We start from the raw sequence: 24,891 nt of genomic DNA, 5'->3' as shown, positions 1-24,891 counted from the left end.
AAAATCGCTGATATAAGTAGCAGAATCGCTGATATATTTGAAAAATCGCCTATATAAGTAGTAGAATCGCTGATATATTTACAGAATCGCCGATATAATTTCATGTACTTAAAAAAAGAAACAGGAATCCCTGTTTCTCGGTTTAATATTGCATTTTCGCGTTTTCTCCAGCTGTTGTTCCGGCAATTCTACCAGTAACAAGAGCAGATGTAATATTATAGCCACCAGTATAACCGTGAATATCAAGAACTTCCCCACAGAAATATAAGCCGTTCGTGAATTTAGAAGACATTTCTTTCGGATTAATTTCTTTAACGGATACACCGCCGCCAGTCACGAATGCTTTTTCAATTGACTGCGTACCATTTACATTCACAGTAAATTCTTTAAAGTCTTTCACAAGTGCACGAATCTTTTCGTGAGAAACTTGTCCAGCTTGTTCGCTGCCATCAATTTCATTTTTTTCTAATAAGAATAGGAAGTAACGCTCAGGTACATAACCTTTTAACACGTTTTTAATTCCTTTTTTCGGATCTTCTTTCATTTGTTTCAGCATGCGTTGGAATAGTTGTTCACTATTTTCGTCTGGCAATGCATCGATACTCATTTGAATGGTATTTGTTTTGAACTTTTTCAGTGCTTTCACGACGAATTGACTACAGCGAAGTGCAGCAGGACCAGATAGGCCGAAATGAGTGAAGAGCATGTCCATTTTGTGAGAAATAATAGTTTTTCCTTTTGGGTTTAATACGCTTAAGTTTACATCGCGTAAAGCTAGACCTTGTAAGGAGCGATCACGAATAAATGGTTCGTTTGAAAGGATTGGTACTTCTGTTGGGAATAATTCTGTAATTGTATGCCCGGCTTTTTTAGCCCAAGCATATCCGTCTCCAGTAGATCCAGTTTGAGGAACAGATTTTCCACCAACAGCGATAACGACGTGATTTGTTTCTAACACTTCGCCAGTTTGTAGTACAACTGCTTTCGTTTGACCATTCTCATATTCAATCGTTTCAACGGGTGTATTCGTACGGATTTTTACACCTAAGTCTTTTAATCGTGTTAAAAGTGCGTCTACTACCGATTGTGCTTTATTTGATACAGGGAACATGCGACCATGATCTTCTTCTTTCAGTTTTACACCGAGATTTTCGAAGAATGTAATAATATCTTCATTATTGAAAATAGAAAAAGCGCTGTATAAGAAGCGGCCATTTCCTGGTATATGTTTAACGATCTCATCAAGTGGTAGACGGTTCGTTACGTTACAACGGCCGCCACCTGAAATTGCAAGTTTACGCCCTAGTTTATTTCCTTTATCAAGAAGTAAGACGCTTGCGCCTTCTTCTGCAGCACCGATTGCAGCCATTAGCCCAGAAGGACCGCCGCCGATGACAATAACATCATAATGCATAATATATCGACCTCATTTTCTACATTTCCTGCCTAAAAGAATAGCATGTTTTCCCTTAAAAGAAAAATAGAGTGAAGTACTGCTTAATGAGAGAATTGTGGTACAATACAAAAGTTAGAGTTCAGTACTATCCTGCCATTTGTAGGTGATAAGACTAAAACCTCAAGATTTAGGAGAAGTAAATAGGGAGTTTGTTAGCCTGTAAATGCTCGAATGGTTCAACTAATAAGGAGTAGGAGAGAAGTCTCCAACTAATTATAGTTTCACTTTATGTAGATGTAGGAGGATTTTTGTATGTCCGATTCGAAATTTCTGCGCGGAACGCTTATTGTTACGCTAGGGACATTTTTAGTAAAGTTCTTAGGCATGATTTACGTCTTTCCGTTTCATGCATTAGTAGGAACAGAAGGCGGAACGCTCTATACATATGGATACATTCCATATACGATCTTTTTAAGTATCGCAACGGCAGGTGTGCCACTTGCTGTTTCAAAATTTGTTTCCAAATATAATGCGCTTGGCGATTATAAAACGAGCCGGAGAATGTTCCGCTCGGGAATGGTTATGATGATAGTAACAGGAGTTCTTTCGTTCCTAGTACTGTACATGACGGCGCCATTGTTTGCAGAAGCGATGCTTGGTAAACAAAGTATACACAATAATGTAGGAGAAGTTACGACGATCATTCGTCTTGTAAGTTTCGCACTTATTGTTGTACCAGCAGCGAGTTTAATTCGTGGTTATTTCCAAGGTCACCAGTCTATGGGACCAACTACCGTTTCACAAATTATTGAACAAATTATTCGTATCGTCTTTTTATTAGCAGGTAGTTTTATCGTTATTAAAGTACTTGGCGGTACAGTTGCAACAGCAGTTGGAGTAGCGACATTTGCTGCGTTCGTTTCAGCGGTTGGAGCACTCGGAGTGTTAATTTGGTACTGGTTAAAACGTAAAAAATATTTGGATCAATATTTAATTGAACAAACTGTACCAGAATCAACAGTAAGCACCGTTCAATTGTTTAAAGAATTATTTGCATATGCGATTCCTTACGTTGTAATTGGGTTAACAATTCCTTTATATCAACAAATTGATACATTGACATTTAACTCAATTATGCAGGCGATTGGTCAAGGTGATATCGCAGAGCGAGCCCTCGGTATTTTCACAATGTGGACGCATAAGTTAATTATGATTCCTGTATCACTTGCGACAGCGTTTAGTTTAACGCTTGTACCAGCAATTACAAAATCATTTACTGAAAAACAATACCGCTATTTGAAATTACAAATTACACAAACATTCCAGGCGAATATGTTTTTAACATTGCCAGCAGTTGTCGGTATTTCTTCACTGGCATATCCAATTTATACTGCGTTTTACGATTCAGATCCACTAGGTGGACAAGTATTAATGTGGTATGCACCAGTTGCGTTGTTATTCGCTTTATTTACAGTAACAGCGGCAATCCTGCAAGGTATTAACCAGCAGAAGCATGCGATTATTGCGCTTATAATGGGCGTTATTTTGAAATTTGTATGTAACGTAATCTTTATTCGTTATTTCGGTACAGTAGGAGCAATTCTAGCGACAGCAGTTGGTTTCTTAGCTTCTGTTTGGTACACAAATCAACAAATTAAAAAATACGCACACTATTCATTCGGTGTTGTATATAAAAGAACATTCCAAATTGCAGTACTGACACTTATAATGGTCGTTACTGTAAAACTATCACAATGGATTCTATCCTTCATGATTTCGCCTGATGGCCGTATTGGTGCTCTTATAACAGTTGCGATTTGTGCAGGTATTGGCGGTTTTGTTTATGGATTGTTAGCAATTCGTACAGGAGTACTTGAAAGAGTATTTGGCGGAGAAGCATTAGATAAAATTCAACGTAAACTTGGTAGTAGATTTAAAATAAAGTTGAAATCAAGAGGGGCGTAATTACGTCCCCTTTTCTATGATAAATAAAGAAGGTGAAAAACGTGAGATTAGATAAATTATTAGCGAATATGGGATATGGAAGTAGAAAAGAAGTAAAGAAATTATTGAAAGATGGCGTTGTGAAAATTGATGGAACGCCAGTAAAAGATGCGAAAGTTCATGTAAATGTAGAAGAGCAAGAAGTTATGATTCACGGTGAAGTTGTGGAATACAAAGAGTTTGTTTACTTAATGATGCATAAACCACAAGGTGTTATTTCAGCGACGGAAGATGATAATCATGAAACAGTAATAGATTTATTAGAATTAGAAGATGCTATCTTTGATCCGTTCCCAGTTGGACGACTTGATATCGATACGGAAGGTTTCTTATTGATAACAAATGATGGGAAGTTATCGCATCAATTATTATCTCCGAAAAAGCATGTGCCGAAAAAATATTATGCACACGTTGCAGGAGTAGTAACAGAAGAGGATGTAAAAGAGTTTGCTAAAGGTGTTATTTTAGACGATGGCTATGAAACAAAGCCAGGTGCACTTACAATATTGAAAAGCGATGATATTTCTGAAATTGAGCTTGTGATTACGGAAGGGAAATTCCATCAAGTGAAGCGTATGTTTGAAGCGGTAGGGAAAAAAGTAGTCTACCTAAAGAGAACAGAGATGGGTCCGTTAGTATTAGATGAGGAACTAGAACTTGGACAATACCGAGAGCTAACAGATGAAGAAGTAGAAATGTTAAAAACATATCAAGTAGATACTGAAAAGTAGTACCTTTATAGGCGCAGAAAAGACCCCTTTCTAATTATTAGAAAGGGGTATGTATTTATTTACCATACAATTATTTTTCGTTATGAGGTCATTCTCACTTTCTTTCCTGTTGTTGTCCACTTACCGCGGCAAGGGCTATACACGAGTTCATTAAACTGCAACACATTTAGATCACGTTGTATCGTTCGCGGTGTGATCCCGAACTCATCTACAAGGTCTTTCGTCGTTACCGTTCCGTTTTCATTGATGTACATATAAATTGATTTAATGCGTGTTAGCATACGAGTAGTTGTAGGTTTCAAGAGAAAACCACTCCTCTACTAGTTTTTTTGACCCCATTCAGGAAAGAAGGTCGTTACTACCATTGTACTCTACATGATAAAATTCATGCTTTAATCTACTTAAATTTTACAGAAATTTAACAAATATTCATATAGAAAAATATTGGTAGTTGACATTGTATATATGGTCAGTCAACTAACACATAAAATTCTACGTAAAACGCCAAATTCCTGCAAATTTTTTTAGAAAAATAAAAGAAAAACTAATGAGAAATATCTGAAATATTACAATTGTTCGGTATTTGATTTTCGTGTATGGCATAAGAGATTTCGGTTTGTTATGATGAAAGAAACAATATAGTGAAGGATGGATGCGTGATGTCAGCAATTAATTGGACAGAAGAAGTTGCAAAACGAAAAGATGATTTAATTCGTGATACACAACAATTTTTACAAATTAAAAGTGTATGGGAAGAAGAGTCAGCGAAAGAGGGCGCACCATTCGGTGAAGGTGTAGAAAAAGCTTTATCTTTCATGTTACATAAAGGAGAAAATGAAGGTTTTACTTCTAAAAATTTAGAAGGATATGCAGGTCATCTTGAAATGGGACAAGGAGAAGAGTTAGTAGGTATTCTTTGTCACGTTGACGTTGTACCAGAAGGAGATGGCTGGACAACTCCTGCATATAGTGCAGATATTCGCGACGGAAAGATTTTTGCGCGTGGTGCAATTGACGATAAAGGTCCAACGATGGCAGCATATTATGCGATGAAAATTGTGAAAGAATTAGACTTACCTCTTTCAAAACGTGTTCGTATGATTATAGGAACAGATGAGGAAAGCAATTGGAAATGTGTAGATCACTACTTTAAAAATGAAGAAATGCCAACGATTGGTTTTGCACCAGATGCAGACTTTCCAATTATTAATGCAGAAAAAGGAATTTCTGATATACAAGTTGTGCAAAATGGTAGTGAAGAGAAAAAAGGTACATATGAACTTGTTTCATTTGATTCAGGGCGCCGTTTAAATATGGTCCCTGATTTTGCAGAAGCGGTTATTACAGGAGAAGATGTAAATGCACTTACAGTAGCATATGAAGAGTATTTACAAACTGCTAAAAAAATAGGGAAATCGACTATAGAAGGAAATACAGTGAAGTTGCAAATAGAAGGAATTTCAGCGCACGGATCTACTCCTGAAAAAGGAGAAAATGCAGGTTTATTATTAGCAAACTTCTTAACTACAGTTTCACTTGATGGAAAAGCAACTGCATTTGTGACATTTTCAACAGAAACATTTACTGGTGATATTTTTGGTGAAAAAGCTACTATTGCTTATAAAGATGAAATTAGCGGTCCGTTAACAGTGAATGTCGGTCGCATTTCTTATACGAAAGAAAACGGTGGTAACTTAGGGCTAAACGTACGTTACCCAGTTACAACTAACTTTGAAGAAACAATTGTGAAGTTGAAAGAATATGTTGGTACGCATGGTTTTGAAGTGGCTGACTATTCTAATTCTCGCCCACATCACGTCGATAAAAATCACGTATTAATCCGTACGTTACAACGTGTGTATGAAGAACAAACGGGTGAAAAACCAGAACTATTAGCAATCGGCGGCGGTACTTATGCTCGTTCATTAAAAGCTGGTGTGGCATTTGGCCCGCTGTTCCCTGGAAAAGAAGAACTTGCGCATCAAAAAGATGAGTATATCGAAATTGAAGACTTATTAAAAGCAACAGCAATTTACGCGCAAGCAATTCATGAATTAGCGAAGTAATGGATATATAAATAATGTCCGCTCTCTATTTTGGAGAGCGGCTTCTTTTTACCTGAATGAGATAAGAAAGAAAAGCAACAATAGAAAGAAGGAGAAGATGTACATGGAACTGCATTATTTTGTCGCAATTACGTTACCGAATCATATAAAAGAAATGCTGTCTAACTATAAAGAGGACATGCAAGAGGAATTGCAATTTCGTTCATGGGTACATAAAGAAGACTATCATATTACCCTTTCATTTTTAGGGAGTGCAACGGAGGAACAGTTAGAGGGAATAAAGAATGGATTACAAACAATTGCAGAAACAAAAGAACTATCGTTCACGTTACAAGGTTTTTCAACGTTTGGTAGGGAAGATCAGCCCCGTATTTTTTGGGCGAAGGTAAGTGAAAATCACGATTTGTTTCAGTTGCAAAAGCAAATACATGCCATTTGTGAAGAAAATGGATTTTCTCTAGAAACACGCCCGTATCACCCGCATATTACCGTTGCTCGTAAATGGATAGGAGAAGAAAAGTTCGATTTAGAACTTATAAAAGAAGTGCCTGAAATATCATTTCAAGCAGATACAATTACTTTATACGAATCCCACGTGAAAGAAACCCCGAAGTATAAATCGATTGCTGAAATAAAATTACAAAAATAGAATGTTGAAAACGTTTTTTATGCAGGTGAATATACTATAGAGAAGAATGGAGTTACTGTATAGAGTCTTGTTGATAAGAAAAGTCTTATCATTTGCAGCTCATTTTATCTCGCCTAATTGGTGAAGGCTAATAATAAGTGAGGATCGAAAAGTTTTCTCGCTCATTAAAGTTTCACTTTATTTTAACTTTGAGAATGATGGTGATTTTTTTATGTTGAAAGTAAAACGTCCATTTGATGCCTATTTAGATGAAATGAATAAAATTACAATTTTGCTCCCACATGCGTATGGAACAAGTCGGACATTTCGTTTGCAAGAAGGAAGTAATGTGAAAGATTTACCGATTGCTCATACTATTGCGCTTCCAGATGCAACGAAGTATGAGTGCTTTATAGAAGAGCCGCTAGATGTGGGGAAGTATTATACAGTACGAGATGAACGGAATGAAGAAACTGATTTACAAATAGGTGCTGTTATTCGAACGACAATTTTCGATGAAAAGTATTATTACGAAGGTACAGATTTAGGTGCTGTGTATCAAAAAGAAGAAACGACATTTAAAGTATGGGCCCCAACTGCAAGGCTTGCGAAAGTAAGAATTTATAAGAGTGATAAAGAATATATCGATCATGAAATGTACAGGGGAGAAAACGGAGTTTGGATTCAAACATTACAAGGTGATTTAGACGGAGCACGCTATACATTTCTTGTTTGTATTAATTTAATATGGAACGAAGCTGTGGATCCTTATGCAAAGTCGGTGACGGTAAACGGAAAACACGGTGTTGTTATCGATTTAGAAAAAACGAATGTAACAAGACGAGAGGGATTACCAACATTACAATCAATGACAGATGCCATATTGTATGAACTGCATATTCGTGATGCGACTATACATCAAAATAGTGGAGTAATTCAAAAGGGAACATATAAAGGATTGATGGAGGATGGAACAACAGGACGGAACGGGGCGTTAACAGGGTTGTCTCATATAAAAGATTTAGGTGTTACACATGTTGAACTATTACCTTTATATTGTTTCGGTGGTGTAGATGAGGCGAATCCTTCATCCGCCTATAATTGGGGATATAATCCATTATATTACAATGCACCAACAGGATTTTATGCTACAAACCCCTCTGATCCGTATAACAGGATAGTTGAGTGTAAACAACTAATCGAAACATTTCATGAACAAGGTATTAGGGTGATTATAGATGTTGTATATAATCATGTTTATGAAAGAGAGCTATCATCATTTGAGAAGCTTGTTCCAGGATATTATTTTCGTCATGGTGAAGATGGTATGCCTTCTAATGGGACGGGAGTTGGAAATGATATAGCATCTGAACGGAAAATGATGAGGAAATTCATTGTAGAGTCTATTTTATATTGGCTTACTGAATACAATGTCGATGGATTCCGATTCGACTTAATGGGAATTTTAGATGTTGATACAATGAATATGATAGAAAAAGAAGTGCGAAACATAAAACGAGATGCTTTGTTATTAGGGGAAGGATGGGATTTACAAACACCGCTTCCTGCCAAAGAAAAAGCAACGTTAAATAATGCGAAGAAAATGCCACATATCGCGCAGTTTAATGATCAATTTCGTGATGGGATAAAAGGGAGTACATTTCATATAAATAAGCGTGGTTTTGCATTTGGTGGGCATGTAGACTGTAACCATTTGCAGTATATTGCAGCAGGAAGTCTTTTAAGTATGAAAGAAACGGGGCTGTTTCTAGAGCCGGCGCAAAGCATTAACTATGTAGAATGTCATGATAATATGACGATGTGGGATAAACTAGTGCGCAGTAATGAAGAATCAGAAGCGATTTTGAAAAAACGTCACCTGTTGGCGAGCGCGATGGTTATTCTTTCACAAGGCATTCCTTTCTTACACGCAGGGCAGGAGTTTTATCGTACGAAGAAAGGAAATGAAAATAGTTATAATGCAAATGATGAGATCAATCAATTAGATTGGGATCAAAAAGAGAAAGAGATAGAGACCGTTAACTATATAAAAGGTTTAATCGCGATTCGTAAAGAGCATGGGGCATTCCGATTACAAAACGCAGACCTTATAAAAAAACATATGACTTTTTTACAAACATCTACAGAAGTACTTGCATATCATCTAGAGCATGCAGAATCGTTTGGGCCGTGGAAAGAGATTGTCGTCTTATTTAATAGCTGTTTAGAAGCCAAAACTGTGCAGCTTCCGAAAGAAGCAACGTGGCATGTGTTAGTAAACGAAAACGAAGCGAAAATAGAGCCAATTTCTTCATTTAGAGGAAAGGAACTTAAGCTGGCTCCAATTAGCACGTATATATTGACGATAATGTGACAAATCGCTACTTGACGATGAGAATGTAATAAATGTAGAATTGACAAAGGTGACGATTTTGATAAGTTGTCATTCTATGACAGGTTTTGTAAAATAAAATAGAGGATTTTTGGCTTAGGCTAATTTTTCTTTTCATTTACAGTAAAATATATGAATCCACAACATATGTAGAAATGTTGCGGTTTTTCTTTTCATAACTATAAAAGATAAGGATTTGTTAACGGGTAATGAATATGGAATGGTTGGAACAATTATTAGGAAAAGAGTGGAGTCTTGTACCGGCTGGTGGAGTAACGGGCGATGCATATATTGCGCAAAACGGACAACAGAAGTTATTTTTAAAGCGGAATACATCGCCCTTTTTAGCGGTATTGTCAGCAGAAGGAATTGTTCCAAAATTACTTTGGACAAGAAGGGTAACGAATGGTGATGTAATTTCTGCTCAAAAATGGCTTCCGGGACAGAAGCTAGAGCCAGAGGATATGAAACTAGAACGTGTTGCGAAACTTTTGAAGAAAATACACTCCTCTAAAGCGCTTGTACAGATGATTCAAAGACTTGGGAAGCAGCCGCTTCACGCACAAGAGTTATTACAACAGCTGCAACTCGTTTTAAGAGGAGATATAAGGGATGATGAAACAATTCAGCAAGGCCTTCAATATTTAATGGATTCATTAAAAGCTATTGAATACAATGAATTCGTTGTATGCCATTGTGATGTAAACCATAACAACTGGCTATTGTCGGATGAAGATGAGTTGTTTTTAATTGATTGGGATGGAGCTGTAATTGCTGACCCAGCTCTAGACCTCGGTATGTTATTATATTGGTACATTCCGCGCCAGGAGTGGAGTGAGTGGCTCGGTTATTATGATATTGAAATGGATGAATCGCTGCTTAGGCGTATGAGATGGTATGTGATAGCACAAACGATTTTGTCTATTCAATGGCACACAACAAAAAAGCAGCAAGCAGAAGCTGAATATTGGCATCAATATTTACAGCAACTACTTGCTTCAGAATAATACTTAAGAAAAATTGTCCATTCCAGCAATCCACTGAGTAAGTTGTTCTTGATTATTGGAAATATGGTTGTCCAAATTAGAGGAAGATTTACCCGATTGACTATAAGAATATACATCGTTTAGCATTGCTTTAGCGTCACTACTTATATTATCGTTTGCGAGTAACGATTGAATGAGGCGCTCTAATTGCTCGCATTCTGAAACTGTCCCGCAACAATCACTTTGGTGGTTGACTAAAATATCTTTCAGCACTTCTAATTGATGTTGTTGATTAATTGGCATGAACGGATCATCCTTTCGATTGTTTTTCTCTTCAAATGTAAGAGAAAAAGCTGTTTCGTCATGGAATGTTTAATGCTGTATGTAGTTTTTATCAAAATGGTACATCTTATACTTGAAAGAAACGGACCGAGTGCTCGTACGTACTTGGTTTTTTGTTTGGTAGATTGATTAAAAAAGAAAGAAGGAATTATTCCTTTAAAATAGCTATGTAAAGAGAGGGAAACATCTATGCGTTTAAGACATAAACCGTATGCAATGGATCGAATTAATGAATATTCACATATCGTAATCGGAAACCCAGAGGAGCGCGCTGGTAGCTGGAAAGAAGTATTTGGAAACGAACAACCAATTCACATTGAAGTAGGTACAGGTCGTGGCCGCTTCATGTATGATATGGCAAAAGCGAATCCACATATTAATTATATTGGAATTGAAAAATTCACAAGTGTTGTTGTAGATGCACTTGATAAATTAATTGAAGAAGAATTACCAAACTTAAAGTTAATTAATAAAGATGCTGAAGATTTAACAGTTTTCTTTGCGAAAGGTGAAATTGATCGCGTTTATTTAAACTTCTCAGATCCATGGCCAAAGAAACGTCATACGAAGCGTCGTTTAACGTATAAAACATTTTTACGTAATTACGAAGAAGTATTAGTAGAAGGCGGAGAAATTCATTTCAAAACAGATAACCAAGGTCTATTTGAATATTCTCTTATGAGTATGGCTGAGTATGGTATGTTACTAACGTACTTAAGCTTAGATCTTCATAACAGCGACTTTGAAGGTAACATCATGACTGAATACGAAGAGAAATTCTCTAGTAAAGGTCATCGTATTTACCGAGTTGAAGCAAAATATCGTACAGAGCCTATGCAGTAATGCATAGGTTTTTTTACAGCTAAAATAATCAGAATTTTATGTTAAGATTAATTGAAAGGGGGATGTGTAATGGAACAGTTACAAATTGGAGATATAAAAGTAACGTGGTTAAAAGGCGGGAATACACATTTAGATGGAGGAGCAATGTTTGGTGTTGTGCCGAAAGTACTTTGGTCACGTAAATATAAACATAATGACACAAATCATATTTATTTACGAACAGATCCGTTACTTTTGCAAACGAAAGACGGAAATATGCTCATTGATTCCGGGATAGGAAACGGTAAGTTGAATGAGAAGATGAAACGAAATCAAGGTGTAACAGAAGAATCATCGGTTTATGAATCATTAGAAAAATTAGGATTAAAGCCTGAAGATATCGACTACGTCTTGATGACACATCTTCATTTTGATCATGCATCTGGTCTAACAAAATGGGAAGATGATCACCTTGTACCAGCATTTCCAAATGCGAAAGTTTACGTAAGTGAAACAGAATGGAATGAAATGAGGAATCCAAACATTAGATCACGTAATACATATTGGAAGGAAAATTGGGAGCCAATTGTAGATCAAGTTGTTACGTTCCAGCAAGAAATAGAAATTACAGATGAAATCAAGATGGCGCATACGGGTGGTCATAGTGATGGACATGCAGTTATCACTTTGGAGAGTCAAGGGGAGACGATGCTACACTTAGCAGATCTATTGCCGACGCACGCGCATCAAAATGTATTATGGGTAATGGCATACGATGATTATCCTATGACCTCGATTGAAAATAAGCAAAAGTGGATGAAGTATGGTGCTGAAAAAGATGCTTGGTTTACGTTTTATCATGGCGCGTATTATCGCGCTGTGAAGTGGAATGAGGAAGGGCATATTGTAGAAAAGATAGAGAGAAAAACGAGTATAGAAGCATAGAAAGAGGAGGTTGTTCCATCATATTTATTGGAGCAGCTTCTTTTTTATTGTCGGGTTTTGTCGGTAAGTCGATATAATTGGGAAATCGCCGATATAATTTGAGTTGCGCCGATATAATTGAGGAATCGCTGATATAAAACGAGTTGCGCCGATATATTCGAAAAATCGCTGATATAATTTTAATCAATAGCCGCAATTTCAAAAAAATAAGAGGTTCACCTAATGGGAACCCTCCTTTTTATGCTGCTATAACCTCTAAAACAGTACCTGTTTTAGCATCAACTAAAAATTCAAATCGTTCTTGTATATCATCTAACATTGTTGTAAGACCGCCGCGATAAACTTCATATGCGACATCATATTTTTCAAATGTCTCTGGAACCATATGTACCCAAGAGCCAGTAATTTCACCTTTATGACTTAATGCTTGTTTCACCATTTTCAATGCTTTTTCTGAAGAAATATGGGATTGTTCTTGTACTTTGTTTGCAACGAGATAACCAGCTGCGAACCCAACGCCAAGACCTGCTACTAAACCTTTCCAGCTCATATATTCACCTCAATTCTATAAAATAAAAATAGTGTACCGATAATAATTATAAAGCAAATACAGCCAAAAAAGAAGAAACTAGAAACATTTCGAAAATTTCGTTACAATAAAAGAGGTATTCTACTAAGGTTTGAAAGAAGGGGACTTCGTGAATAAAGAGACATTACAATTATTTCGTACGTTAACAGAATTACAAGGTGCATCAGGTTTTGAACATGATGTACGCCGTTTTATGAAACAAGAATTAAGCAAATATGCGGATGAAATTGTACAAGACGGTTTAGGTAGCGTATTTGGTCTGAAAAAAGGGGACGAAACTGGCCCGCGTGTTCTTGTAGCAGGTCATATGGATGAAGTAGGTTTCATGATTACGCAAATTACGAAAAACGGAATGCTTCGTTTTCAAACGTTAGGCGGATGGTGGAGTCAAGTTCTATTAGCACAGCGTGTACAAGTTATGACGAAGAATGGTCCTGTTATTGGGGTTGTTGGTTCTATTCCTCCTCATTTATTAAGTGACGCGCAACGTGCAAAACCGATGGATATAAAAAATATGTTAATTGATATAGGTGCAGATAGTTATGAAGATGCGATTGAAATTGGTGTAAAACCAGGACAACAAATCGTGCCGATTTGCCCATTCACGCCGATGGCAAACGAAAAGAAAATTATGGCGAAAGCTTGGGACAACCGTTACGGATGTGGCCTTGCAATCGAATTGTTAAAAGAATTAAAAGATGAAACATTACCAAACACATTATACTCTGGTGCTACTGTACAAGAAGAAGTAGGTCTCCGCGGAGCGCAAACAGCTGCCAATATGATTCAACCAGACATTTTTTATGCGCTTGATGCAAGTCCAGCAAACGATGCATCTGGTGACAAAACGCAGTTCGGTCAATTAGGAAAAGGTGCTCTTCTTCGTATTTATGATCGCACGATGGTAACACATAGAGGAATGCGCGAATTCATTTTAGATACAGCAGAAACAAACAACATTCCGTACCAATACTTTATTTCACAAGGTGGTACAGATGCGGGCCGTGTACATACAAGTAACTCTGGTATCCCATCAGCAGTAATTGGTGTTTGTGCACGCTACGTTCATACACATGCTTCAATTTTACATGTTGATGATTATGCAGCGGCGAAAGAATTAATTACGAAGCTTGTAAGAACAACAGATAAAACGACGTTAGAGACAATTAAGAATAACGCGTAGAGAGAAGGGCTGAAGAGCCTTTCTTTTTTTGGCTTGAATAGATGACCCATCCATGTGTGGGAGCGGTCAGTGCCTAATTGGTGCTCGCATGATGTATTAAGACCCTGGATAGGAAAAGAGAGGAAGGCTGTTTTTGTATTCGAGGACGGTAATGGTGAGGAAATCCACCTTCTTTTTTAGGTTGAATAGGTGCCACGGTGATGTATGGTAGTGATTAATGTTTAATTTAAGTAGAACGAAATGATGAATTTTTATAGAGGTGAACGAAATGAAAGTAGTAGTAGGGTCAAAGAATAAAACGAAGGTTGGGGCTGTGGAGAAGGTTTGGAAAGATGCTGAAATTACATCTCTTTCTGTTCCATCAGGAGTATCAGCTCAGCCTTTCTCAGATGAAGAGACGATGGAAGGAGCGATTAATAGAGCGAAGCGAGCGCTAGAGGAAGGAGAAGCTCCAATTGGTATTGGGCTAGAAGGCGGTGTAATGAAAACGGAGCACGGTTTATTTATGTGTAACTGGGGCGCGCTAGCAACAAGTGATGGGAAAGTATTTGTGGCCGGAGGAGCGCGTATTACGTTACCAGACGATTTTTTAGCACCTCTTGAAGATGGTAAAGAATTAAGCGAAGTGATGGAAGAGTTTGTGCAGCGAAAAGATATTCGTAGTCACGAAGGTGCGATTGGTATTTTTACAGATGATTATGTCGACCGCACGGAATTATTTGTACACGTTGTTAAGTTGTTAGTTGGGCAATATAAGTATGACAAAAAGCAAGCATAAACCTTGCACCGTGCGCGATGTATGGTAGTATAAAAGAAAGATTATAACATGAAAAATGCACTCGTTAGAGGAGGAAATATAGATGAAGTCATTAGAAAGCATGGAGCAATTCCAAGATTTAAAAAATGAAGAGAATGTAGTCTTTATGTTCTCAGCAGAATGGTGCCCAGACTGCCGCTTTGTAGACCCATTTATGCCAGAAGTAGAAGAGAAATATAGTGATTTCTCATTTTACTATGTAGATCGCGATGAGTTTATTGATCTATGTGTAAAATTAGACGTATTTGGCATTCCGAGCTTTGTAGCGTACAATAAAGGTGAAGAAACTGGTCGCTATGTAAACAAAGATCGTAAAACACAAGAACAAATCGAAGAGTTCATTGAAGGTTTAAAATAAGGCAATTTGCCAATTGAATTGTAAAACAACCTCTACCTTCGCGGGGGAGGTTATTTTTTTGGAAGGGAGGAAAAAGAGATGAAGATGACAAGTAAAAAGATGAAAGATGAGTTAATAAAGAAATTATCTCGCCCAGAATGGGACTTTCAGTATGATAGTGAGAAAGAATTTTTACGTATTGAACAAAAAGACTCCAAAAAAGGTATTAACGTATCGCTTCCAGGAGTTGTGGCAAAATGGGAAGTGAACAAAGAAAAGGCAATTGAAGAAGTTGCTTATTACGTACAAGAAGCGCTAATTGCGATGCATAAAGAAGAAAATAGCGGAGCGAAAATTTTACCTGTTATTCGCTCTACTTCTTTCCCGAAACAAGCAGAAGAAGGAAATCCGTTTATTATGACGGATCATACGGCGGAAACACGTATTTACTATGCGTTAGATTCGAATAAAACGTATCGACTAATTGATGAGCGTCTATTACAAAAATTAGAACTTACAGAACAGCAAGTGCGTGAAATGGCATTATTCAACGCACGCTCGTTAGGTTATGAATTTAAACAAGACACAGTAGCGGGTAATACATTCTACTTTTTAAACACAAATGATGGGTATGACGCGACTCGTATTTTAAACGAATCGTTACTACAATCGATGCGTGAAAAGATTTCTGGTGACATGGTTGTTGCTGTTCCTCACCAAGATGTATTAATTATTGCTGATATCGTCAACGAAATCGGTTATGATATTATTGCACAAATGACAATGAAATTTTTTGCCGAAGGGCATGTTCCGATTACATCACTTTCATTCGTATATGAAGATGGAGAATTTGAACCAATCTTTATTTTAGCGAAAAATCGGAAGAAGACAGATGGAAAAGAGAAAGGATGAACGAAGTGAACGTTTTTTACAACCTTGAAGGAATTGGTGACACTTTAATTGTTGCCTTACAAGATATTACTTTAGAGAACCGTACTTTTGATCGCAAAGGAGATGTTGCACGCGTATACGATCGTGAAAGCAACGAGACAGCAGGATTCAACATCTTTAATGCATCTTCTTACTTAGAAGTAAAAGAAACAGGAAACCTTACATTAACGAAAGAGCTTGTAGAGAAAATCAACGAAATTTTAGCGAAGAATGGCTTTGAAGAAACAGTAGAAGCAGATCTTTCTCCGAAATTTGTTGTAGGCTATGTAGCTGAAAAAGAAAAGCATCCAAATGCTGATAAGCTAAACATCTGTAAAGTAGAAATCGGTACAGAAACATTACAAATCGTATGTGGCGCACCAAACGTTGATGCAGGACAAAAAGTTGTCGTTGCAAAAATTGGTGCTGTAATGCCAAGCGGTATGTTAATTAAACCAGCAGAACTTCGCGGTGTTCCTTCTTCTGGAATGATCTGCTCTGCACGTGAATTAGAGCTTCCAGATGCTCCACAAGAAAAAGGTATTCTTGTATTAGAAGATAGCTTTGAAGTTGGACAAGAGTTTAAATTTTAATTGATATAAGAAAAGAGGGGTTGTCCTTTTGGACAACCTCTCTTTTTTTGCGTTCTTTGTCGGTAAATCGAAATTTCGTGTTGAATCGTTGATATATTGAGAGTTGTGATAGATATATTTAAAAAATCGTTAATATGATAAGGATGTCACCTTTTTTCTTAAAATCTATATTGTATTTTATAAACAAACTAGTTAAAATTTAGAAAAATAGAAGGCGATAGACGTATGAAACAACAACTAAAAATCGCAGAACTTCTAAAACGAATTGAAACTTCAAAACAGCAAGATGTTGAGCTAGGTACTTATGAAATATATGTGTTTAGTGAAAGTGAATTAGAAAAAGGACAAATCGGTTATCGATATGATAAACATAAAAATTCATTAATAAGTGAAGAAAACGGAAAGTGGCAAGAAGGATGGATTACAATTGGATATGAAACGGATATGGGCGATCCAGTTTTCGTAAATATAGATGATGACGCTTATCCGGTTTATACTGCAGAACGTGGTACAGAAAAATGGCAGCCAGTTTATATTGGAAATATGGATGAGATTATAGGGCAATTATAAGAAAAACTTTGAATCCGGTGCAAAGTGATGGGAGAGAAGTATGAAGTATATAAAAATAATGAGCATGATTGCATTCATTGGAATATATATGGCCGGTTGTTCACAAGAGCAGCCGAAAAAAGAAACTACATCTTCTATACAAGAGAAAAACAAAGATACCAAAGAAGACGCACCGGTAGAAAAGCAGCAAGAACAAGAAAAGAATGAAGAGTCACAAGCAATTCAAACGAATGAGCAAATAGAACATAAGCAAGAGGAAGTATCATCTGAGGAAAAGAAAGAAGAAACTACGCCAGTACAGCCAACTGAGCAACCAGTGCAAAATAATGAACAAAAAGTAGAGAGTAATGAAAAACAAGAGAAGTTTCTCGTCGTTATTGATCCAGGGCATCAACAAAAAGCGAATTTAAATTTAGAGCCGATTGGACCAGGGGCAACAACGCAAAAATATAAAGTGACAGACGGTACAACAGGTGTTGTGACGAAAAAGAGAGAGGCTGTACTTGTATTAGAAATGGCTTTTTTATTAAAAGAAAAGCTTGAAGCAAAAGGGATACAAGTATTAATGACGAGAACATCACAAGACGTTGATATAAGTAATAAAGAACGGGCGACATTCGCAAATAATCATAAGGCTAATTTATTTTTACGTCTTCATGCAGATGGTTCTGAAAATCCAAACCAAAGTGGATTCGCTGTATTGACGCCGGCAGAAGGAAGTCCGTATACGAGAGAGATTTATGCGGAAAGTCTTCAAATCTCTCAAATGATTGTAAATAAAATGAGGGAGAACCAGCAAGTAAAAGTAAATGGAATTAAATTTCGGGATGATCTTTCTGGATTTAATTGGGCAAAGGTTCCTGGTGTGTTATTAGAACTTGGGTTTATGTCAAACCATGAAGAAGATAAAAAATTATCTGACCCGCAGTATGTAAATTCTTTATTGCAAAGTGTAACGGATAGTATAGATGTATATCGGAAGAGTAAAGCTTAAGCGCAGTCTTACATGAAAGGCTGCGTTTTTCTATATGAAACACTCGTAAATTAGAATATTGTGGATAAATATGACATGCTTAATTTTACCTGCACTTTTTGCCGAATGCTGATACAATAAAGGATGTTACTATTTAGTAGAAAGAGTGGTAAGCATGTTAGATTGGATGAAAAAGCTGTTTAACAAAGAGGAAGAACAAACAGCGATGAATAAAGAAGTACCAAAGCAAATTGAAAGTCAGCCGAAAATTCCTCGTGTAAACCACTACACTGAAGCAAGAGAAGCACAAATGGCAAGTAGGAATGCAGGTAAATGCCGTTTTCCTTTAGTACCGGATAATGGGTTCGATGAAGAGGATGAAAGCGAAGTAAATCGCTTCGAAGAACAACCTGTTCAAGGAGTAACATATGAAGAACCGACTGCCCAAAGAGGAATAAAGGTGGAAAGAAGCAGACGACCGTATGTGGAAAAGGTAGTTTCTACATATGAAGAGCCGGAAGTGCAATATGAACCGGTGCGGGAGTCTGTCGTTAAAAAGGCATCTGTACCTTCGCAAGAGAGTAACCGTAGACCATTTCGTCCAACAGAAATGATTTCGCCAATTTATGGATATAATCGTCCTTCAGTAGAGAAAAAGAAAGAAAAGCAGGAGGAAGTAAAGGAAAGAGAAGACCTTGAAATATCTGTAGAGGGTAAATCAGTCGTTGATGCATGGTTAGAGAAAAAAGGATATACATTATCTGATTTCTCGGAAGGACAAGCACCAACTCCTTCTAGTCATAGAGCTGCTAACCAGCATGGAGAGCAACAATATGAAGAGAATAAAAAGGAAGAAAAGTCAGTAGTTGATCAATGGCTAGAGAAAAACGGTTATGAAATTGAACGCCAAGTGCCTTTAGTAGAAGAAAAAGAAGTGATTCAAGAAATGAGTACACCGCAGGAAGTTTCAGCGGATGAATTACTTCATAAAACAGTAGCTGAGCAGATGGAAAGTGCTAAGCTAGAAAAAGATGTAGTGGTGTTAAACGAAAACAATCTACAAGAAGAATTAGTAGCTTCTAAAGTAGAGCACGAGGATACAATATTATCAGAAGAAATTAAACGTAATACAGAAATAAAACAACCTACTATTGAAGTAGAAAAGCAAGCTCCAGAAGAATCAGTGATTGTCAAAGCAGAAGAAAAACTTGAAGAAACAATCATTGTGGAAATACCAGAAGAAGTGTCAAAAGTAGAAGTAATTGCAGAAACGGAAGAGTTTGAAGAAGTAGTTATGGAAACAGAGGCACCTGAAGAAGTGGAAGTAATTGCGGAAACAGAAGAGTCAGAAGAAGCTGAAGTAGTTATGGAAACAGAGGCACCTGAAGAAGTAGAAGTAATTGCGGAAGCAGAAGAGCTAGAAGAAGTAGAAGTAATTGCGGAAGCAGAAGAGCTAGAAGAAGTAGAAGTAATTGCGGAAGCAGAAGAGCTAGAAGAAGTGGAAGTAATTGCGGAAGCGGAAGAAACAGAAGAAGTGGAAGTAATTGCGGAAACGGAAGAAACAGAGGAAGTGGAAGTAATTGCGGAAGCAGAAGAGTCAGAAGAAGCTGAAGTAATTACAGAAGCAGAAGAGTCAGAAGAAGTAGAAGTGATTGCAGAAATAAACGCGCCTGTAGTAGAGACATTTGTAGCACTTGAGGACATTCAGCAAGAAGATGAAGCAATTGAACAAAAGAATGAATTCATACATGTTGCTGAGGCTGATGAACAAACGAAGAAAGATGTTCAAAGCTTTGCGGATGTTTTAATTGCAGAAGAACAACCAGTTGCAGAGGAAGCACGGATTGCAGAAGAACAGCCAACTGCCGAGGAAACACCGGTCGTAGAAGAACAACCAGTTGTACAAAAAGAAGAACCAAAACGTGAGAAAAAGCGTCATGTACCATTTAATGTTGTTATGTTGAAACAAGATAGAACACGATTAATGGAAAGACATGCAGCTAGAGCAAATGCAATGCAGCCTTCTGCTAATGTACGAGTAGAGAATAAGCCAGTACAACAAGAGGTAGCAGAACCACAAGTGGAAGAGCAACCAGTGCAGCAAGTAGTAGCAGAGCCACAAATGGAAGAACGCCCAGTGCAACAAGAGGTAGCAGAACCACAAGTGGAAGAGCAACCAGTGCAGCAAGTAGTAGCAGAGCCACAAATGGAAGAACAATCAATACAGCAAGTAGTGGTAGAGCAAGTACAAAAGCCAATTTCAAGTACGGAAGTACAAGAGAAAGCATATGTTGTAAATCAAAGAGAGAACGATATGCGAAATGTATTGCATACACCACCGACATATACTGTTCCACCATTAGCGCTGTTGTCGATTCCACAGCAATCAGCGTTAGATAATACAGAATGGTTAGAGGAGCAGAAAGAATTATTAGATACAACGTTTAATAATTTTCACGTTGGAGCACATGTTATTAATGTATCGCAAGGGCCAGCGGTAACTCGTTTTGAAGTACAGCCAGACCCAGGTGTGAAAGTAAATAAAATTACAAACTTAAGTGATGATATTAAGTTAAGTTTAGCTGCGAAAGATATTCGTATTGAAGCGCCGATTCCAGGGAAGAGTGCAATTGGAATTGAAGTTCCAAATAAAGAAAGTAAGCCGGTATTTCTTCGCGAAATTTTAAGAAGTCCTGTATTCACAAAGAGTGAATCACCGCTTACTGTTGCGCTTGGACTTGATATTTCAGGGGATCCAATTGTAACGGATATTCGAAAAATGCCACATGGACTTATTGCGGGTGCAACCGGTTCTGGTAAAAGTGTGTGTATTAACGCCATTTTAACGAGCATTTTATATAAAGCGAAACCACATGAAGTGAAGTTAATGTTAATCGATCCGAAGATGGTTGAGCTTGCACCATACAATTCTGTTCCGCATCTTGTAGCACCTGTTATTACGGATGTAAAAGCAGCAACAGCTGCATTAAAATGGGCAGTTGAGGAAATGGAACGCCGTTATGAATTGTTTGCACACGCAGGTGCTCGTGATTTAACTCGCTACAATACGATTGTAAGTGAGCGAGAAATTCCAGGAGAGACATTACCTTATATCGTTATTGTCATTGACGAGTTAGCCGATTTAATGATGGTAGCACCTGGTGATGTTGAGGAAGCGATTTGTCGCATTGCGCAAAAAGCACGTGCTTGTGGTATTCATTTATTAGTAGCGACGCAGCGTCCATCTGTAGATGTTATTACAGGTTTAATTAAGTCAAACATTCCAACGCGTATTGCGTTTACTGTATCATCTCAAGTTGATTCGCGTACGATTATTGATATTGGGGGCGCGGAGAAATTACTTGGCCGTGGTGATATGTTATTCTTAGGGAACGGTACATCTAAGCCAGTTCGTGTACAAGGTGTATATGTATCGGATGATGAGATTGAAAAAACAGTTGATCATGTGAAAAAGCAAATGAAGCCGAATTACTTATTTAAGCAAGAGGATTTATTAGCGAAAACAGAACAAGCTGAGTCAGAAGACGAATTGTTCCTTGATGCATGTCAATTTGTTGTAGAACAAGGGGGAGCGTCCACATCTTCTGTACAGCGAAAATTCCGCATCGGTTATAATCGCGCGGCACGTCTCATTGAAGAGATGGAATCGCAAGGGATTATTTCTGAAGGTAGAGGAACGAAACCGAGAGATGTCCTTATTTCTGAGGATGAATTTGCCGCTATGCAGGAAACAAATGTATAGTAAAAGGTTTTGCTGTATACTAAGAGAAAATGTTGGATAGTAAAGTAGGGAGTAAAGCGACATGAAAGAAATTGAATTAAAATTAAAAGGTGAAATAAATAGACTAACAAATAAAACATTTAAATTTGACGAACGTGTTGGAGAAGGTTGGTTCTCTGCCGTTTACTTTTTAAAAACTAGAGAAATCATCGAAGAATTTCGCCCGAAAAGTGTTGTAACGATGCAATTTTTCCAAAAGGAAAATGCAGTTCTTTGCGGAACGGATGAAGTAATTGCATTGCTACAAACATTCGCTAAAAATCCTGAGGAACTTGAAATTAACTCTTTAAAAGATGGCGATAAAATTAGTCCATTTGAAACAGTGTTAACAATTCATGGTCCTTATGAAAATTTCGGATTTTTAGAAGGTGTCATTGATGGGATTTTAGCTCGTCGTACATCGGTTGCGACAAACGTATATAACGTTGTCCAAGCTGCGCGTAGCGTAGATAAAGAAAAACCAGTTATTTTCATGGGAGATCGTGACGATCATTATACACAACAAGCTGGTGACGGTTATGCAGCATACATCGGAGGTATGAGCGCACAAGCGACGCATGCGATGAATGAATGGTGGGGCAAAAGTGGTATGGGGACGATGCCTCACGCATTAATTCAAATGTTTAATGGTGATGTTGTAGAAGCTGCAAAAGCATATCATAAGAAATTCCCAGAAGATGAATTAGTTGTATTAATTGATTACAACAATGATGTCATTACAGATGCACTTCGCGTAGCGCGTGAATTTGGATCAACATTAAAAGGTGTACGTGTAGATACGTCCCGCACGATGATTGATCAATACTTCATTCGCCACCCAGAAGTACTTGGAACATTCGATCCACGTGGTGTAAACCCATCGCTTGTATTCGCACTTCGTAAAGCACTTGATGAAGAAGGATTCCAGCATGTAGACATCGTTGTAACTGGTGGATTTGATGAGAAGCGTATTCGTGAATTTGAAGCTCAAAACGTACCTGTTGACATATACGGGGTAGGAAGTAGCTTATTAAAAATGAATATTGGCTTTACTGGTGATAACGTAGAATTAAATGGAAAACCAGAAGCGAAAGCTGGTCGTAAATATCGTCCAAACCCACGTTTAGAGCGTGTTCAATTAGAAAAAAGAGAAGAGATGTAAAAGAGAGAAAAACTGATAGGTGATTGACCCTATCAGTTTTTCTGTTATCATAGTATAGCGGCTTCTTTTTTGCTATAATGGACTTGTTATAGACATATAAAGAAGTACGTACGAGTTTATCCTGATAAGTGAAGGGAAAGAATAACTTCACTACATCAAAAATGTATGATGATTACCAAAATAAGAAAAGATTCATATACTGTCTTATAGATAGGCCGTTGTATTAGTTCGAAATGTTGGAGGTTCTTTAAGATGACAGTTTACCATTTTGTAGGAATTAAAGGAACAGGAATGAGTTCATTAGCGCAAATTCTTCATGATATGAAGCATACTGTTCAAGGGTCTGATTATGAAAAGCGTTTCTTTACACAAACAGCGTTGGAAAAGCGTAGTATCTCGATCCTTCCTTTTGATAAGAATAATGTAGAAGAAGGACAAGTGATTATTGCAGGAAATGCATTTCCTGATACGCATGAAGAAATCGTAGCAGCAAAAGAATTAAACATCCCAGTCCATCGTTACCATCATTTCTTAGGTGACCTGATGAGCCAATACACAAGTGTTGCTGTAACTGGTGCACACGGAAAAACATCAACAACAGGTTTGTTAGCCCATGTAATGCAAGGTGCACACCCAACATCTTACCTTATTGGAGATGGAACAGGGCATGGGGTAGAAAATAGTAAGTATTTTGTATTTGAAGCTTGTGAGTATCGTCGTCATTTCTTGTCTTATAATCCAGACTATGCAATTATGACGAATATTGATTTTGATCATCCAGATTATTTTGCAGACATCAATGATGTATTCAGTGCATTCCAAGAGATGGCATTGCAAGTGAAAAAAGGCATTATTGCATGTGGAGATGATGAAGAACTTCAAAAAATTCAAGCGAAAGTACCTGTTATTTTCTATGGATTTGGAGAAGATAATGATTTCCAAGCACGCAACATCCAAAAGAGAACAGATGGTACTATTTTTGATGTATTCGTTCGTAATACGTACTATGACACGTTCAAAATTACAGGATACGGCAATCACAGCGTATTAAATGCGTTAGCAGTAATTGCACTTTGCCATTATGAAAACGTTGATGTAGAAGCAGTTAAGCATCAGCTAACAACTTTTGAAGGCGTAAAACGTCGCTTTAATGAAAAGCCGATGGGAGAGCAAGTGATTATCGATGACTACGCACACCATCCGACAGAAATTAATGCAACGATTGAAGCAGCTCGTCAAAAACATCCAGAGCGTGAAATTGTCGCTGTATTCCAGCCACACACATTCTCACGTACAGAAAAGTTCTTAGATGAGTTCGCAGAAAGCCTAAGCAAAGCTGATCAAGTATACTTATGTGATATTTTCGGATCAGCACGCGAAAACAAAGGTGAATTAACAATCGAAGATCTGCAAAAGCGTATTGACGGTGCAGAACTAATTACAGATACAACAACGGATGTATTAAAGAAACATAAAAACGGCGTTCTAATTTTCATGGGCGCAGGTGACATCCAAAAATTCGAAGCAGCTTATGTAAAAGAAGTTCAAGTTGCAGAGAAGTAATAGGAAAGACGCATAGCTTGGCTGTGCGTCTTTTTTTGTTGTCGTGGTTGTGTATTAATGTTGAAACGTCGATATATATGG

Annotated in this window: 22 protein-coding genes; 18 read left to right on the top strand and 4 right to left on the bottom strand. The window is 37.4% G+C overall.

Features of this window, described 5'->3' with window-relative positions; all coding sequences use genetic code 11:
* Window positions 1-142 precede the first annotated feature (142 nt).
* Window positions 143-1,414: a BaiN/RdsA family NAD(P)/FAD-dependent oxidoreductase gene (locus tag MR143_RS21610; RefSeq protein ID WP_000558890.1), complete on the bottom strand. Its 1,272-nt coding sequence runs from the start codon at window positions 1,412-1,414 to the stop codon at window positions 143-145.
* Between the two features lie 294 nt (window positions 1,415-1,708).
* Here MR143_RS21610 and MR143_RS21605 point away from each other — a divergent pair, with 294 nt between their 5' ends.
* A complete protein-coding gene (locus tag MR143_RS21605; protein WP_001284031.1) occupies window positions 1,709-3,361 on the top strand; it encodes a putative polysaccharide biosynthesis protein in 1,653 nt (550 codons plus the stop codon).
* 41 nt (window positions 3,362-3,402) lie between these two features.
* Window positions 3,403-4,131 carry a pseudouridine synthase gene (locus tag MR143_RS21600; protein WP_001234947.1) on the top strand — a complete coding sequence of 243 codons (729 nt, stop codon included), beginning with the start codon at window positions 3,403-3,405 and terminating at the stop codon, window positions 4,129-4,131.
* A gap of 80 nt (window positions 4,132-4,211) precedes the next feature.
* Here MR143_RS21600 and MR143_RS21595 read toward each other — a convergent pair whose 3' ends face one another.
* Entirely contained in the window at window positions 4,212-4,433 is a 222-nt protein-coding gene (locus MR143_RS21595) for a DeoR family transcriptional regulator (RefSeq protein ID WP_000805512.1), read from the bottom strand.
* Window positions 4,434-4,790: 357 nt separating this feature from the next.
* On the opposite strand from MR143_RS21595, the gene pepV reads away from it, so the two are divergent.
* From pepV to MR143_RS21575, 4 genes are all read left to right on the top strand, one after another.
* Window positions 4,791-6,197 carry a dipeptidase PepV gene (gene pepV, locus MR143_RS21590; RefSeq protein ID WP_061884681.1) on the top strand — a complete coding sequence of 469 codons (1,407 nt, stop codon included), beginning with the start codon at window positions 4,791-4,793 and terminating at the stop codon, window positions 6,195-6,197.
* Between the two features lie 103 nt (window positions 6,198-6,300).
* Window positions 6,301-6,846, top strand: coding sequence for an RNA 2',3'-cyclic phosphodiesterase (thpR, locus tag MR143_RS21585; RefSeq protein ID WP_000418982.1), 546 nt, complete (start codon window positions 6,301-6,303; stop codon window positions 6,844-6,846).
* Between the two features lie 211 nt (window positions 6,847-7,057).
* The gene (gene pulA, locus MR143_RS21580; RefSeq protein ID WP_000921760.1) at window positions 7,058-9,199 is read left to right on the top strand and encodes a type I pullulanase; all 2,142 of its coding nucleotides are present in this window, start codon (window positions 7,058-7,060) and stop codon (window positions 9,197-9,199) included.
* 227 nt (window positions 9,200-9,426) lie between these two features.
* Complete coding sequence (locus MR143_RS21575; RefSeq protein WP_001986674.1) at window positions 9,427-10,224, top strand: phosphotransferase family protein; 798 nt, start codon at window positions 9,427-9,429, stop codon at window positions 10,222-10,224.
* Between the two features lie 3 nt (window positions 10,225-10,227).
* Here the strand turns inward: MR143_RS21575 and MR143_RS21570 are convergent, their stop codons facing one another.
* A complete protein-coding gene (locus MR143_RS21570) occupies window positions 10,228-10,506 on the bottom strand; it encodes a YtzH-like family protein (RefSeq protein WP_001122234.1) in 279 nt (92 codons plus the stop codon).
* A gap of 228 nt (window positions 10,507-10,734) precedes the next feature.
* On the opposite strand from MR143_RS21570, the gene trmB reads away from it, so the two are divergent.
* Together trmB and MR143_RS21560 are read left to right on the top strand one after the other, a co-directional pair.
* Window positions 10,735-11,388, top strand: a complete 654-nt coding sequence (gene trmB, locus MR143_RS21565; RefSeq protein ID WP_001239385.1) for a tRNA (guanosine(46)-N7)-methyltransferase TrmB — start codon at window positions 10,735-10,737, stop codon at window positions 11,386-11,388.
* 69 nt (window positions 11,389-11,457) lie between these two features.
* Window positions 11,458-12,312, top strand: coding sequence for a YtnP family quorum-quenching lactonase (locus tag MR143_RS21560; protein ID WP_000436851.1), 855 nt, complete (start codon window positions 11,458-11,460; stop codon window positions 12,310-12,312).
* 238 nt (window positions 12,313-12,550) lie between these two features.
* On the opposite strand, the gene MR143_RS21555 is transcribed toward MR143_RS21560, so the two are convergent.
* The gene (locus tag MR143_RS21555) at window positions 12,551-12,862 is read right to left on the bottom strand and encodes a PepSY domain-containing protein (protein ID WP_000118541.1); all 312 of its coding nucleotides are present in this window, start codon (window positions 12,860-12,862) and stop codon (window positions 12,551-12,553) included.
* Between the two features lie 148 nt (window positions 12,863-13,010).
* Here MR143_RS21555 and MR143_RS21550 point away from each other — a divergent pair, with 148 nt between their 5' ends.
* The 10 genes from MR143_RS21550 to murC all read left to right on the top strand — a co-directional run bounded on the left by MR143_RS21550 (window position 13,011) and on the right by murC (window position 24,810).
* Complete coding sequence (locus MR143_RS21550) at window positions 13,011-14,084, top strand: M42 family metallopeptidase (RefSeq protein ID WP_001031509.1); 1,074 nt, start codon at window positions 13,011-13,013, stop codon at window positions 14,082-14,084.
* Window positions 14,085-14,352: 268 nt separating this feature from the next.
* The gene (locus tag MR143_RS21545; protein WP_000869936.1) at window positions 14,353-14,862 is read left to right on the top strand and encodes a DUF84 family protein; all 510 of its coding nucleotides are present in this window, start codon (window positions 14,353-14,355) and stop codon (window positions 14,860-14,862) included.
* A gap of 82 nt (window positions 14,863-14,944) precedes the next feature.
* Entirely contained in the window at window positions 14,945-15,259 is a 315-nt protein-coding gene (locus tag MR143_RS21540) for a thioredoxin family protein (protein WP_000838187.1), read from the top strand.
* Between the two features lie 78 nt (window positions 15,260-15,337).
* Window positions 15,338-16,150, top strand: coding sequence for a DUF1444 domain-containing protein (locus MR143_RS21535; protein WP_000784587.1), 813 nt, complete (start codon window positions 15,338-15,340; stop codon window positions 16,148-16,150).
* Window positions 16,147-16,761, top strand: a complete 615-nt coding sequence (ytpR, locus tag MR143_RS21530; protein ID WP_001006761.1) for a YtpR family tRNA-binding protein — start codon at window positions 16,147-16,149, stop codon at window positions 16,759-16,761. Before MR143_RS21535 ends, ytpR begins: the two co-directional genes overlap by 4 nt.
* Before the next feature lie 225 nt (window positions 16,762-16,986).
* The gene (locus MR143_RS21525; protein WP_000813291.1) at window positions 16,987-17,331 is read left to right on the top strand and encodes a hypothetical protein; all 345 of its coding nucleotides are present in this window, start codon (window positions 16,987-16,989) and stop codon (window positions 17,329-17,331) included.
* 40 nt (window positions 17,332-17,371) lie between these two features.
* Window positions 17,372-18,325 carry an N-acetylmuramoyl-L-alanine amidase gene (locus MR143_RS21520; RefSeq protein WP_000874043.1) on the top strand — a complete coding sequence of 318 codons (954 nt, stop codon included), beginning with the start codon at window positions 17,372-17,374 and terminating at the stop codon, window positions 18,323-18,325.
* A 154-nt stretch (window positions 18,326-18,479) separates the two neighbouring features.
* A complete protein-coding gene (locus MR143_RS21515) occupies window positions 18,480-22,067 on the top strand; it encodes a DNA translocase FtsK (protein ID WP_242280960.1) in 3,588 nt (1,195 codons plus the stop codon).
* 61 nt (window positions 22,068-22,128) lie between these two features.
* On the top strand, window positions 22,129-23,247 hold the full coding sequence (locus MR143_RS21510) for a nicotinate phosphoribosyltransferase (protein WP_000658370.1): 1,119 nt from the start codon (window positions 22,129-22,131) through the stop codon (window positions 23,245-23,247).
* Window positions 23,248-23,499: 252 nt separating this feature from the next.
* Window positions 23,500-24,810, top strand: coding sequence for a UDP-N-acetylmuramate--L-alanine ligase (gene murC / locus MR143_RS21505; RefSeq protein ID WP_000219468.1), 1,311 nt, complete (start codon window positions 23,500-23,502; stop codon window positions 24,808-24,810).
* The last annotated feature ends 81 nt before the right edge of the window (window positions 24,811-24,891 follow it).

The organism is Bacillus cereus group sp. BfR-BA-01347, assembly GCF_022663835.1.
Taxonomy (GTDB): domain Bacteria; phylum Bacillota; class Bacilli; order Bacillales; family Bacillaceae_G; genus Bacillus_A; species Bacillus_A thuringiensis_K.
Note: the sequence above shows the minus strand (reverse complement) of the source record. Positions and strands in the feature narration are given on the sequence as shown.